Here is a 12738-nt window from a genome sequence, read left to right as displayed (position 1 = left end):
TGCAAGCACCGGCGGGAGTCTCACCTGTCACGCTAGTCCCGCAGGAGTCTCGCATCTTCCACTTCAATTAACTTTTCATTGAAGATTTTTCAAGCCAAAAAGGGGCTGCCTGAAGGTCAATTTTCGACTTTCTGGACAGCCCCTTTTCTGTATGCTTTAAAGTTTAATTAAAAATCGAAATCATCGGGATCTGGACCCACACGAAGATTTTGATTCAGTTCATTGATTCGATTCATTTCCATATCCGATAATTCAAAATTAAAGACCATGGAATTTTCAATAATTCGGTGTTCCTTTGTAGACTTTGGAATTGTGATTACACCATTTTGCAAATCCCATCTTAGAATAATTTGAGCAACAGACTTGTTATGAAGATCTGCAATCTCCTTTAGAACAGGATGATCCAGAAGCTGCCCCTGCATGAGGGGAGACCAGGCCTCCATTTGAATACCCTGTGCTTTACAAAACTCCTGAAGCTCCTTTTGGCTCAATTTCGGATGATATTCAACTTGATTGATCATCGGTTTAATCTCCGCATCTTTCATCAAATCTTTAAGATGATGGATTTGAAAATTACTTACCCCTATCGCCTTGACTCTGCCCTCTTTATATAATGTTTCAAGAGCTCTCCAAGCATCTTTATACTTACCTTCAACAGGCCAGTGAATGAGATAAAGATCGAGATATTCCAGACCAAGCTTCCGTAAGCTCTCTTCATAAGCCGCTATTGTTGAATCATAGCCCAAATCAGCATTCCAGACTTTTGATGTCACAAATAGGTCTCGCCTTTCAACGCCGCTTTCAGCTAAACCTTCTTGAATCCCTTTTCCGACGCCTTCTTCATTCTCATAAATGGCTGCTGTATCAATGCTGCGATAGCCATGCCGAATTGCTGTTTTTACTGCATTAACCAGCTCCGGCCCCTCTTCAACTTTAAATACCCCTAATCCAAACCAAGGCATTTTTACTCCATTATGCAAAGTGGTTGTATCCTGTAAATGATTTGCCACTGTTTTTCCTCCTCTTGTTTAAGAGCCAATCAAACAAGATAATTATTGAATATTAACAGCAGAATGAGAAGTACGCACTTTAAAGTGACGTAGGAACTATTAAGTTCTTTGATTACTTTTTGGTACCTGTCAAAGTGATATCTGTTATGATCAGGCTATATGCCACAAGCTCCATTGTATGGTTGCTTGGGTTGCCTTCATATTCAACCGTATCGTTAAACGTTTGATCCTTTAGCTCACAGCATTCATTCATTCCTTCTTCAGCAATATCCTGTACCTGCTCAACTCGTTTTCGCATAAACACAAGTATCAGTCAGTCTGGTTCCATCTGCAGATAAATCATCGTTTTTGAGAATGCCCTCTAATGAAAAGCCTAATTTTTCAGGTATAGAACGGCTTCTCGTATTTGTAGACTCACATCTGATTTCAATTCTTTTAAATTGCAGCTGTTCCATACCAAATTCCGTTAATTTCTTTACAGCTTCTGTCATATAACCTTGGCCGCTGAATTTGGTATTGATCCAATATCCAATCTCGCATTTTGGGATATCCCAATCGATGCTTTGAAGACTGGTGGTTCCTATAAAATCATTGGATACCTTATGGAAAATCAGGAAACGAAAGTTCTCTCTTTTTAGGAAGTTGATATGGGCCTCCCTCAAGTTAATTTCTGTTTCTTCTACAGCAGGAAGGGTCTGAGCAAATGGCAGCCACACTTTTAATTCTTGATAAGATGCTTTTATAGCTTGATTGACGATCTCTCCATCTCCAGAACGTAAAGGAGCTCTAAGGATCAGTCTTTCAGTTTCTAATTGAGTTGGAACTTCCATTAATATCGGATTCATAGCAATACCCCTCTGTTTCGCTAAATACTCTTCCTCCAGTTGGATAACAACCTTAAATCAGCACTCCCTACACAAAAGATTGCTCTACTTTCATTTACTAATGAACCTTTATAGTACAATGAATATCAATATCATGGTAAAGAGGGATTCGATTGACTACTAAAAAGGAAACGATAAAACCTCATTACCGTAAAATGAGGATAGCTTATAGTATAGCTGTTGGTATCACCATTTTTTTAGGGCTCGCCTCCAGAAAGTGGAGCCATCTTTTTCCGTTAGTTGCAGCGCAGAACGCCGGAGATGTGCTATGGGCCATGATGGTCTATTTCGGATTCCGTTTATTACTGGTGCGTAAAAGCCTGCACACAGCTTTATGGCTCAGTTTTTTGTTCAGCTTCGGCATTGAATTCAGTCAGCTGTATCAGGAAAACTGGATCAATCCTATTCGTGATACAATGCTCGGAGCATTGATCCTGGGCAAAGGTTTTCTTATTGTAGATCTGATTCGGTACACAGCAGGAATCCTGATTGCCACTATCTTGGATAAAATGACATTTATGTTCACTCTCCACAAATAAATCGCCAATTTCTGGGCAGGCCTCATTCAATCCGCCAAAATTTGTCCAAGATGATGGTTCATATGATCAATATAATCCCTTACCAGCCACTCTAACGTTTGAATGTTTTGTGCATCTACTTGACATTTAAGCTTCCATTGTTCCTCCGAAACATTCACAAGAAGTGCCGCGATCTGTTTATTGATTGAAATCCATAGCTGAAGAATGTCTTCAACAGTAAATGAATGCTGATAGTCATGAATCTCCACAAAAAAGTCCTGATTATAACTCTTCAGGGTAACCACTTGAGTTGAGGCGATGATATCAACAAAGCGCTGGTGGTTCACATTACCCGAATCACAAAGGTGTCCAAGAATTTCTTTTTTAGACCATTTGGACGGCAGAGGTTTGGCCTCGAGATCCGAAATTTTGCTAATTCTTTTCGGCATTGAAGATAGATTACTTTCTAGCTCAGACACAAACTTATTCATTTAACATCCTCCATCATTTCTCTAAACAAAGGGTCAGAAATTTTTCCTACTCTTTTCTGCATGAAGAGGCTATAGTCCTTCTTGATGATAAATAAACAGGCCTGTTTAATAAACTCGCTTTCATGATCGGGGATAACATAGGTTTGCGGCTTCTTATCCTCAGGCAATGCATTAAACTTTTCCAAGGATTATTATGTAAAATGTCCAAATAACAGACAGGATAGTTTTATTAAAAAGTGAATGTAATAGATAAGGGTACCAGAAAATAATTAGGAGGGATTTTTTGAATAGTCCTGTTTTAACTCAAATCGGAACGGTCTTTATTCCAGTAAGCAACATCGAACAAGCTCGAGATTGGTATTGTGACATTTTAGGTTTACAAGCAGATGGAGAAATACAGTTCGGTCATATTTATGTCATACCTATGAATGGTACAGGGATTGTATTAGACAGCAAGATTTTTTCAGAAGAAAATATCGTAAAAACCCCCTTATTTCATTTCAATACAGAAAATATTGAAGAAGCCTATCAGTTTATGAAAAAAAAGAAGGTTGATTTAATCACTGGAATTGAACATCATCACTATTTTAATTTTAGAGACCCTGATGGAAATCATCTCATGATTTGTAAGTGTTGATAACAATAACGATGGAAGGTGATCTTTTCAATGCGTCACCAAAAAAGAATACGCGACTATGGTATTAAAATAGGATGCTTAGAAACCGGACGCTATAACGCAATTACCGATGTCGAAGGCGTTACAGTCGGCCACGTAACACTTAGTGATCAGAGCATGCAAACGGGAGTAACAGCCATCCTTCCTCACACTGGCAACACGTTTAAGGAAAAACTGATAGCATCAAGCCATATTATCAATGGCTTTGGAAAAACGATGGGTACCATTCAAATGCAAGAGTTGGGTGTGTTAGAAACGCCCATCATTTTAACAAACACCTTAAGTATCGGTACAGCTGCAGATGCCTTAATTCAATACATGCTGGAGCAGAACCCGGAAATCGGCCGATCGACTGGGACGGTCAATCCCGTCATCGGGGAATGCAATGATATGTTCCTCAATGATGTAAGAGCTCAATTTATTGAGAAGGAACATGTTTTTCAAGCCATACATAACGCTTCAACTGAATTTGAGGAAGGAAGTGTTGGAGCGGGAACGGGCATGCTTTGTTATTCCTTAAAAGGAGGAATCGGCACTGCCTCAAGACAGTTTCAATTGGCTCATGGAGAGTACACCATTGGGGTGCTCGTCCTATCGAACTTTGGTATTTTAAGTGATCTCATGATGAATGGCAGGGCGATTGGGCAAGAGCTGAAAGAAGAGCTGCTCCGATCTTGGGAGGAAAAGGATAAAGGATCGATTATGATCATTGTTGCCACGGATCTGCCGGTTTCAGAACGTCAGCTCAATCGCATCATCAAGCGGTCGGTTGCCGGCCTATCACGGACAGGATCCATCATTACGCATGGCAGCGGAGAAGTTATTATTGGTTTTTCAACCGCCACTAAAATCCCTCATGACAACCCAAACCACTGTTTAAGCATTCCTGCGATTCATGAGGAAGATATGGATACGGCTTTTCGGGCCGTTGGGGAGGCTGTTGAAGAGTCCGTATTAAATTCTTTAGTGACAGCCACGCATGTCGTCGGAAGAGATGGAAATGAAAGGCCTGCTTTTAAAGATTTAATTCAGGAATTTAATATTAGATTGGCGTAACGTGAAGCCAAAGGGCTCAATAAAAAGGAGCTAACAATAAATTGTTAGCTCCTCAGCTTATGGACTACTATTTTGATTATGGGGTGCCGCTTGTAAGATGAGCATCGAACATGTCTATTATTTCAAGGAATCGATCAGCTTCACGGAAAACATGGTCTGCTAATAGCGGATGAATGATACTCTTTATTTTACATTGCTCGATTAAATCACGTGCCGTTTTCTTGAAGTCCCGAAGAGATGAGACCGACACACGATTCTGATCCAGGAATTGATCTAAAAGAGGAACCGTTTGAGATTGTGGCTTCATAGATTCTAAGTCTCTTGCTTGATACATCAATTGATCAAAATCATTGCTGAAATTTCGGGCTATATCAATTAGCTTCCTTTCAGACGGATCCAGTAGATGACCAATAAATTTAGCATGGTCTGCCATAATCCTTAAGAAGAAGACATTTTCTTTTATAATGGCATCAGGAAGAGGTTTCATTTTACCTTCATTTAATTCGCCTAATCGTTTTCTAAAATAATTAGCTTCCCTGCTTGTATGATCAACTAACAGGGGGAAATTATTTGCCCCTGGCAATTTACATGTAAGAATCAATCCCAGTACTTTTCGTTTAAATCCGAAAATATTGGTTGCAGCCTGTTGTACTTCTGTATTAAATCTTTTTATTTGCTCAGGATCTGTTTGATTTGTAAAGGAATGTGAGGTTTGTTCGATCCGTTCAAACAATCGATAAAATTGATTAGCCTCATTGATTAATTGAGTATCCTCCGCTCTAAAACCCAATCGCAGAAATAAAGAATGTTCTTTCATGATTCTAGACCAAAAACGAATTTCATTTAATGATCGCTCAACAAAAATCCCAGAAGTTACACCTGTATCAGGATGTAATATGGTTTCATCTCCATTCATTCCTAACCCTCCCAGTAAATACAACGTCTATTCTATCCTTATTAATAAATTCAAATAAAAATACCTTCAACGAAAATAAGCTGCCTGATTTGGCAGCTTATTTTCGTTTTTTTGTTTAATTGAGTCTCTTCATTAAATAATACTGCTGATGTTCCTTAGTAGGATTTTCTTGTACTACACCTGCAATTTCATATCCATTCTTTTGATAAAAATCTGGAGCTTGAAAGCTGAATGTAAACAGTTGTACCAGTCTGCAATGATTCTCTCGCGCCATTTCCTCTATACGCTTTAATAATCCTTTACCCCTTAGTGATTCATCCACCCATAAGTAATCTACTATAAGTGACGAAGATATTTTTCCTGTTATACCTCCTAAAATGCTTCCATCTTCACCTCAAAGGATAAAGCTAATGTTTTTGACGGGATGTATGGTCTCATCAGCGAAATTTAATCACTATCTTCTTGATTCCATTGTTGAGTTATTTTCATTTCCACTTCCTCCCTGATCGTTGAAAACTCTATTTATTAATTAAGTCAGTACCATATGAGTTATCAATTGCACAAAGCCATTCGCCGTTTGAATTTTTCTTAAACACGTATGTTGCTCTTCTATCCATAGAATATTCGGAATCATTTTTATCGGCAGCAAGCAGCGTTTGGGAAATAACTAACGCAGTGTCTCCAGCCTCTAAAATAGTCATTTCCCCCTGCGTTGGTACAATACTGTTATTAAAATACTCTGCAATGGCAATAAATGCTTTTTTGATTTCTACTTTACCTCGTGCAATCATTCCTGGCTTTACAACCAGAACTGCATCATCAGTATAGTAGTTCATCAACGTATCAAAATCTTCCTTCTTTATTGCCAAGTCACACTTATTAATTAACTCTTTTAAAACATGTTCCATACTATATTCCTCCCAACTTTGCTGCACATCTATTTCTATCTGTATTACACATGTTTATTTAACTTTCCTTTTAGTTCATATAAAAAGGGGCTGTCCAAGANNGCCTGCGGGAGTCTCACCTGTTCGCTAGTCCCGCAGGAGTCTCGCACCTTGCACTCCAATCAACTTTTCATTGAAGATTTTTCACGTCAAAGGAGCTGCCTGAAGGTCAATTTTCGACTTTCAGGACAGCCCCTCTTTGGAACCTATTATTTGTTAGGTATTGTAGAAATATATTTTTCAACTACTTGATAAACATAGTTTTGACATGCTTCTGCTGTATTGGGGTTGTATTTACCGCCATTCGTTTTATTATTGGACAATACTCGGATTCCCAAGAATGGTACATTATAAGCTTGAGCCATTTGTGCCGCTGAAGCTCCTTCCATTTCTTCAACTGATGTGCCGTATTTCGAATGGAACCACTTGATTCGATCCACTTCATTGTTCCAAACGTCTGCAGAACCAATTGTACCTTCGACAACCTTACCCTTGGTGTATTTATCTTTAACTTCATTAGCCGCTTCGAGCAAATCCTTATTCCCTGCGTAGAAACGAGGTTTTTCAGCATTCGGATCTTCTCCTGCACTTCCTTCAGAAGCCATAAGATCCATCGGCTTCCATGCTGCAGGATCCATTCCCTCGCCTTCACCCTTCTCCCCTGTTTTTAAAGAACCTAGATTTACTGTTTGTTTTCCTAACACAATATCAAAAACATTCAGTTCTGGATCATGTCCGCCTGATGTTCCTTGATTGATGATGGCAATTGGATGATATTTTTCAATAGCGATCGCTGTAGCGGCTGCTGTATTTTCCATTCCCTTACCTGTCTGTGCAACGATAACAGGATAGTAGTTTAGAGTTCCTTTATAAAATACAAAAGTGCCTGATTTTTCTACTTTCACATTCTTTAGCTTTTGTGCAAATTTTTCAGCTTCAATCGGCATCGGTCCTTGAATAACAATCGGCTTATGATGAGACTTGGCTTGTACTGTTTCATTCGGTGAATCAGATCTCCATCCTGCAACCGCCGCAAGTAACAGTGCTGTAACCACCACTAATAGAGCGTATCCTGTTTTCATCTTTTTCATATCCATGATCCTCCTAGTTGTTTGATATACTCGAAGATCTGGCCCAAAGAAAAAAGTCCAGACAGGTAGCGTTCTACCCACTGGACCGGCGAAAGTCAAAGTATACAAAATGAAATCAGCTGAAAAAAGCTAAAAAATCGAATACTTTAACCCGTAGTCCAGTTCTTGCAATGGGAACCAGGTAGAGACACTCAGACCATATTTCCGAGCATATACGAGTAATGATATATAGTTGATTACTTTGATAATATAGCAAACAACTAAAAAATCTACAATAAAAATACGAATTTTATTTACATTAATAAATTTATTGTTCGGTTTTTACCGGCTATTTAAGTTCTTTGATTCGAATTGCGGAGTATTTTTATATTTACCGCCTCACTGCTAGACTACTGCTGAAATGGCTAGATAAATGCCTATAGCTGCTGCAACAAATAAAATAATAGAAGTTACAGGACTTCTCCTAAATTTAATTCCATAAGCACCTAAAAAGATAGCCGCAGCTAATTTGGAGATGCTCTCATCATAAGCATGGTGTGAAAAATATGAACTGCTAAAGACAATAGAAATAAGTAACGCTGCAATGATTAGCAATTTAAACCACATAGGCTCCTTTAGAAATTGTTTCAGCATAAATTTTATCTGCCGCATGATAAAACCCCTTTTGTATTTTTCATTACTAAGGAAGCTTATGGTGTGGTTTTCAAAGGTAGTACTTTCCTAATCAAGTCATCACTCTTTCTTCCCCTCTATTGTTATTAAACAGATACATTTACTTTCCATATCATATGGTCAAAGCCTTCTTCCCAATAATCCTTAAGCCAGTAATCCGGTTCGCCAAATTTCTTTGTCCAAATTTTTTGTGCGCTGCGGTACCCGCTGTCTAAACAAAATTCGTTAATGCCTCTATTCCGCAGCGTGGCATACATGGTGTTCAATAAAAGATTCCCTATCCCTTTTCTTTGATAGTCAGGATGAACAAATACAGTACCGATCTCAATCAGCTCTTTTAGAGCACCGTTTGTACAAGTACAGATAAGTTCACTTGCGGGACCGTATTCGATGGAACCAACCATTTGATTCCTTTCTATCGCAATTAGGAAATGGCGATCCTTTCCTTCGCTTTTTAAATCACTTTCTAAATAACGCTTCTTACTCTCAATTTCATCCTTTAGATCATCCAGCTTCTCTTCGATTCCCTCTTTAGCAAAGGTATCTGTAATGACGATCCGGAAAAATTCATGTAACGGTGAAAGATCTTCAATCGCCGGCCTTCTAATCTCAACATTTAACACGAAACTCTCCCTTTCTGCTTCATAAAGCTACAGTAATTATTCTATAGCGTCGGCTAAAAAGCCTTTGTTCAGGCAAGCTGGTTAGACTAAAAAAAATTAATAGGGGAAAACCAATGCCCTAATAGTTAAATCACTATTTTAGTAGCAATTGTGCTTGTGCAGAATATACTAAAGTGAATGATGCAAGGAAGATTATCTTTTTGCCATGAAGACCAAGTGGCTATACCGGCATCCATTCAACGGATTTAACTACGAGGGGGATAAAAGTTTATGAGTTTATTCAATAGGGATATGAATATGAACAACGAAGAAATTTTTGAAATAGGTGCTAATTGCCTTTTGGTACTTGGAAACCGTTTTTTCGCGGTGGTGGAAATTGAGTCAGAGGTTCCTGGAGTGGATCTAGAGGAATTTGTGATTATTCGCATAAATGAAGCGACTGCAAGACGATTAAACAATGCTGGTTTGGAATTGTGTGAAGTTCGAAATTCTGCACCTAGATCAAGAAACGGTGTTGAAGTTGAGTTTAAGTGTATATTTATTAACCGTAATCAGGCCTTTGCATTGTTTGATGTGGAGAACGATTTTGATGAGGCAGTATTTGTAAAGATTTCCATGGAAGAAGCGAGACGATTAATTCGCCAAGGTGCCAGACAGTGTACTGTTATTGATGCGCGCACCAATTCCAATTGTTAAAGAGATGTTATTCAACACATAACACACGCGTGTATTAGCGATGCTGTTCCATCAAGCTGAGAAAATTTCACCCCTTAGATTATAATCTAAGGGGTATTCCTTATGAATCATCAGACTAGTAAACATCATCCTCCCAACACAAGAACTACATATTCAAAAAAAGCCTACGCTTTAAAGGTTTCCCGCAAGTTCTCATGATGGATTGTCGTTGTTTCAAAAGAGAAAAGACGGAAGATCAGCTGAACAAATACTCCAAGTCCAAATGCAGTAACCACTGTTCCCATCCCTAGTGGCCCTCCCAGCAGCCAACCGACCAGTGCAACTGAACATTCCAATGAAGAACGACAGACCCCAATTGGAAGACCCGTGCGCCTACGGATCGACACCATGAGTGAATCACGCGGCCCCGCCCCAAAGCCAGAACTTATGTAAAAATAACTGCCCAACGCTGTGGTAAACAGCCCCAGCATCAGCATACCCAAGCCACTGGGCCAACCGGGCGCCTTCGGCAGTACATCGGTCCATAAAATGAAGTCCATGAAAAATCCAATCAGAATCATATTGGCCAAGGTGCCGATTCCAATTTTCTCTTTCAGCAGGATAATCAAACCAACAATAACCACGCTTACTAGAACGGTAGCTTGCCCGATGGTCAATGGAAGATAGTTGGTGAGCCCTGCCTGAAACACTTCCCAAGGACCAAAGCCTAAATTTCCTTTCATAACGATCACAGAGCCCAACGCAAATAAAAAAAGCCCAAACAAAAGCCGTAAGATTCGCAGCGATTTATTCATCTCTATACCTCAATTCCCCTGCTTATTGCCCGATTATTTAATGATTTGTATAGGTTTCTTTCAAAAACCTTACAGATTGATTGATTAATGATTTTAAGACATCAACGTCAATATCTGCTACCTTATTTATGTACACGCACGCTTTTCCAGTGGTATGTTTGCCAAAGCCCTTTAATAATTCCTCACGTTTCGTGTCACCCGTTGCAAAATACAAACTGATTTTAGCTTTTCGAGGTGAAAAGCCAACGAGTGGCGCATCGCCTTCATGACCGGATTCATATTTATAATGATATGCACCAAATCCAATAATACTCGGTCCCCACATCTTCGGTTCATAACCTGTCGCTTCTGTAAAAATATCTAATAATTTATATGCGTCTTCACGTTTTTTAGGGCTTTCAACATTTTCAATAAACTCAATGACACTACTGTCGGTTTCTTTGGTTTTTAGTTCGTACATGATTAGATTCTCTCCTTTTCTTTAGTCTTAGTTTTACTGCCGATATTCCTGCCTCACCGGTTCAATCTGTGATAGATGTCTATATTCTGCGTTTCTTGGTACAAATCCTTTTATTCCGTGTTTAACTAACATGCCCGTTAGCTCAAAATGAACAACTAAAAAACCGTATGCTATATTTCTCATACGGCTTAGTTTATAAAGAAAAACGAGTTTTTAATTCATTAAATGTGTGATATAGCCTTCTTGATATAGTCAGAAAGCTGTTTATCTATTCCAAACTTCTCTCCTATTTGTGGATTTTCTTATGCTTAAAAGAGCCCTCAAGTCTTTTTCTCCCACCAAAAATCAACAACATGGACTAACAGAGCTTTATTGTAAGATCTAACACTTGAGTCGATATAACATTTATGCTGACTTCTTTTCCGCCGTAACACGCTTCTTATCCAAGCCATTAACGACAAGAACACCCGATATGGCAACCAATCCTCCAATCAGCGAAAGGGTACTCGGCCACTCGTTCAGCCAAACCCATGCGGTAAGTATGGCGATTGCCGGCTCCAGGTACATCATGCTCGCCACAGAACTGGCATTGCCTGACGAAAGAGCAATCGCCCACGTTACATAAGCGATCGCCGCCGGGAAAATCCCTACATAAAGCGCCGATATATTGGCTTCCATAGTAGCGTGCTGAATGGAGTCAAAGAGTCCAGGAGAGAACCAGAAAAAAGGCAGTGTACCCGCCCAGGTCACATAAGCCGTCAGTTCAATCGGCGTATATCGATGTAAGAACGGTTTTTGAAAAACAAAAAAGACAGACGTAGCGACAGCAGCCATTAATACTAAAAAAGCTCCTTTAGAAATCGTCAGGGACGGGCCAGCACTACCCAACGTAATCAATATAACGCCAGCTAAACCGATGCCAAGACCTAGCCATCCAAATCTCCCTAAACGCTCGTTTAATACGAAAACAGCAATGAGCGCCGTAAAGACAGGCGCTGCTCCAATCAGCATGCCGGCGGTTCCTGCCGATACGGTCTGCTCACCGAACGTTACCCCTATGTGATAGATGCTGATTCCAATCCATCCAAGCAGCAGAAGCCTAAAAAGATCTTCTTTTTTCGGCAGCCGAAATTTCACACCCGGCCAAAGAGCGTAAAGGATAAAAGCACCGGATGCTATTAAGTAACGAATGAGAACTAAGTGTCCCGCCGAATAACCGCCATGCAGCCCCGCCCGGATGGCCGCAAATGTTGATCCCCAAATGATAATTGTAATAAGTGCCATAAAGAAAGTCTTTGCGTTCAACTCATTCACCTTCAGTTCTTTCTTATTTAAACGGACAGAAATAAAGAGCTGCAGAAGCAACTCCATTCTTAAACCAATATAACGAAACGGACCGATGTTTTATTTAACATGAAAGTCGGGCGCTTTATCCGGCACAAGATTTAAGATGATGTTATGTTCCAGGAGCGCCTTTAATCCACAGAGGACCATCGTGTACCCTCCCATGGAATCAATGGCGGTATTTACGATCTCATCTCCACTTCCTTTAAATCCTGAGTTAAGTATCGTGACCATCGTCTCGTTTTCTTTTCGGGAAACAAAGGTCCACTCCACCTCTGTACCGTCCGACGACTGAATATGAATGCGTTCGTTTTCCTCTAGTCTTTTTACAAAAACGCGATCCGATACACCGTACATCTCCCATTCCCATTTGACTTTTTTTCCCTCTTCTACTCTTCCGCTGCTTTTAGTGAACCAAAATTTGGTCGTAATCGCCGGTTCAATAAAAGCCTCAAATACGACTTCCACCGGTCTTCTAATAAGCATTTCTGCTCTTACAACCGGTGCATGGTATAGCTCAGGCATCATTAGATCTCCCTTCATTATGGATGAAGCACAGC

The 12738-nt window shown here is 39.8% G+C and carries 18 protein-coding genes and 1 riboswitch; of the genes, 4 read left to right on the top strand and 14 right to left on the bottom strand.

Annotated features, from left to right (window positions below; genetic code table 11):
• Nucleotides 1-167: 167 nt before the first annotated feature.
• The 3 genes from P4361_RS20610 to P4361_RS20600 all read right to left on the bottom strand — a co-directional run bounded on the left by P4361_RS20610 (nt 168) and on the right by P4361_RS20600 (nt 1855).
• Nucleotides 168-1010, bottom strand: coding sequence for an aldo/keto reductase (locus P4361_RS20610; protein ID WP_328090794.1), 843 nt, complete (start codon nt 1008-1010; stop codon nt 168-170).
• A 112-nt stretch (nt 1011-1122) separates the two neighbouring features.
• Nucleotides 1123-1308, bottom strand: coding sequence for a hypothetical protein (locus P4361_RS20605; RefSeq protein WP_328090793.1), 186 nt, complete (start codon nt 1306-1308; stop codon nt 1123-1125).
• Nucleotides 1292-1855 (bottom strand): GNAT family N-acetyltransferase, encoded by a 564-nt coding sequence (locus P4361_RS20600; RefSeq protein WP_328090792.1) that lies wholly within the window; start codon nt 1853-1855, stop codon nt 1292-1294. Before P4361_RS20600 ends, P4361_RS20605 begins: the two co-directional genes overlap by 17 nt.
• Nucleotides 1856-2049: 194 nt before the next feature.
• Between P4361_RS20600 and P4361_RS20595 the strand changes: the two genes are divergently transcribed.
• The gene (locus P4361_RS20595; protein ID WP_425590297.1) at nt 2050-2433 is read left to right on the top strand and encodes a DUF2809 domain-containing protein; all 384 of its coding nucleotides are present in this window, start codon (nt 2050-2052) and stop codon (nt 2431-2433) included.
• Between the two features lie 26 nt (nt 2434-2459).
• Here P4361_RS20595 and P4361_RS20590 read toward each other — a convergent pair whose 3' ends face one another.
• Complete coding sequence (locus P4361_RS20590) at nt 2460-2903, bottom strand: DinB family protein (RefSeq protein WP_328090789.1); 444 nt, start codon at nt 2901-2903, stop codon at nt 2460-2462.
• 283 nt (nt 2904-3186) lie between these two features.
• On the opposite strand from P4361_RS20590, the gene P4361_RS20585 reads away from it, so the two are divergent.
• Together P4361_RS20585 and P4361_RS20580 are read left to right on the top strand one after the other, a co-directional pair.
• Nucleotides 3187-3540: a VOC family protein gene (locus P4361_RS20585; RefSeq protein WP_248251324.1), complete on the top strand. Its 354-nt coding sequence runs from the start codon at nt 3187-3189 to the stop codon at nt 3538-3540.
• A gap of 30 nt (nt 3541-3570) precedes the next feature.
• Nucleotides 3571-4635 (top strand): P1 family peptidase, encoded by a 1065-nt coding sequence (locus P4361_RS20580; protein ID WP_328090788.1) that lies wholly within the window; start codon nt 3571-3573, stop codon nt 4633-4635.
• 76 nt (nt 4636-4711) lie between these two features.
• Here P4361_RS20580 and P4361_RS20575 read toward each other — a convergent pair whose 3' ends face one another.
• The 6 genes from P4361_RS20575 to P4361_RS20550 form a co-directional block, all read right to left on the bottom strand.
• The gene (locus P4361_RS20575; protein WP_062238943.1) at nt 4712-5551 is read right to left on the bottom strand and encodes a DUF2935 domain-containing protein; all 840 of its coding nucleotides are present in this window, start codon (nt 5549-5551) and stop codon (nt 4712-4714) included.
• A 115-nt stretch (nt 5552-5666) separates the two neighbouring features.
• On the bottom strand, nt 5667-5891 hold the full coding sequence (locus P4361_RS20570) for a GNAT family N-acetyltransferase (protein ID WP_328090801.1): 225 nt from the start codon (nt 5889-5891) through the stop codon (nt 5667-5669).
• 178 nt (nt 5892-6069) lie between these two features.
• Complete coding sequence (locus tag P4361_RS20565) at nt 6070-6459, bottom strand: YybH family protein (protein ID WP_328090787.1); 390 nt, start codon at nt 6457-6459, stop codon at nt 6070-6072.
• 248 nt (nt 6460-6707) lie between these two features.
• Nucleotides 6708-7589 (bottom strand): 5'-methylthioadenosine/S-adenosylhomocysteine nucleosidase, encoded by an 882-nt coding sequence (locus P4361_RS20560; protein WP_328090786.1) that lies wholly within the window; start codon nt 7587-7589, stop codon nt 6708-6710.
• A 134-nt stretch (nt 7590-7723) separates the two neighbouring features.
• Nucleotides 7724-7827, bottom strand: a riboswitch (purine riboswitch).
• Nucleotides 7828-7973: 146 nt separating this feature from the next.
• Nucleotides 7974-8240, bottom strand: coding sequence for a hypothetical protein (locus P4361_RS20555; RefSeq protein ID WP_328090785.1), 267 nt, complete (start codon nt 8238-8240; stop codon nt 7974-7976).
• 107 nt (nt 8241-8347) lie between these two features.
• Complete coding sequence (locus P4361_RS20550; protein WP_265408712.1) at nt 8348-8884, bottom strand: GNAT family N-acetyltransferase; 537 nt, start codon at nt 8882-8884, stop codon at nt 8348-8350.
• A gap of 270 nt (nt 8885-9154) precedes the next feature.
• On the opposite strand from P4361_RS20550, the gene P4361_RS20545 reads away from it, so the two are divergent.
• Entirely contained in the window at nt 9155-9580 is a 426-nt protein-coding gene (locus tag P4361_RS20545; RefSeq protein WP_248251316.1) for a hypothetical protein, read from the top strand.
• Between the two features lie 164 nt (nt 9581-9744).
• Here P4361_RS20545 and P4361_RS20540 read toward each other — a convergent pair whose 3' ends face one another.
• The 4 genes from P4361_RS20540 to P4361_RS20525 all read right to left on the bottom strand — a co-directional run bounded on the left by P4361_RS20540 (nt 9745) and on the right by P4361_RS20525 (nt 12703).
• Complete coding sequence (locus P4361_RS20540) at nt 9745-10374, bottom strand: YczE/YyaS/YitT family protein (RefSeq protein WP_062238951.1); 630 nt, start codon at nt 10372-10374, stop codon at nt 9745-9747.
• 37 nt (nt 10375-10411) lie between these two features.
• The gene (locus P4361_RS20535; protein ID WP_328090783.1) at nt 10412-10834 is read right to left on the bottom strand and encodes a DUF1801 domain-containing protein; all 423 of its coding nucleotides are present in this window, start codon (nt 10832-10834) and stop codon (nt 10412-10414) included.
• 405 nt (nt 10835-11239) lie between these two features.
• A complete protein-coding gene (locus P4361_RS20530; protein ID WP_425590296.1) occupies nt 11240-12205 on the bottom strand; it encodes a DMT family transporter in 966 nt (321 codons plus the stop codon).
• A 33-nt stretch (nt 12206-12238) separates the two neighbouring features.
• The gene (locus P4361_RS20525; protein ID WP_328090799.1) at nt 12239-12703 is read right to left on the bottom strand and encodes an SRPBCC family protein; all 465 of its coding nucleotides are present in this window, start codon (nt 12701-12703) and stop codon (nt 12239-12241) included.
• Nucleotides 12704-12738 lie beyond the last annotated feature (35 nt).

The organism is Fictibacillus sp. B-59209, assembly GCF_036216745.1.
GTDB lineage: Bacteria > Bacillota > Bacilli > Bacillales > Fictibacillaceae > Fictibacillus_C > Fictibacillus_C marinisediminis.
This window is presented reverse-complemented; position numbering and strand designations above follow the sequence as displayed.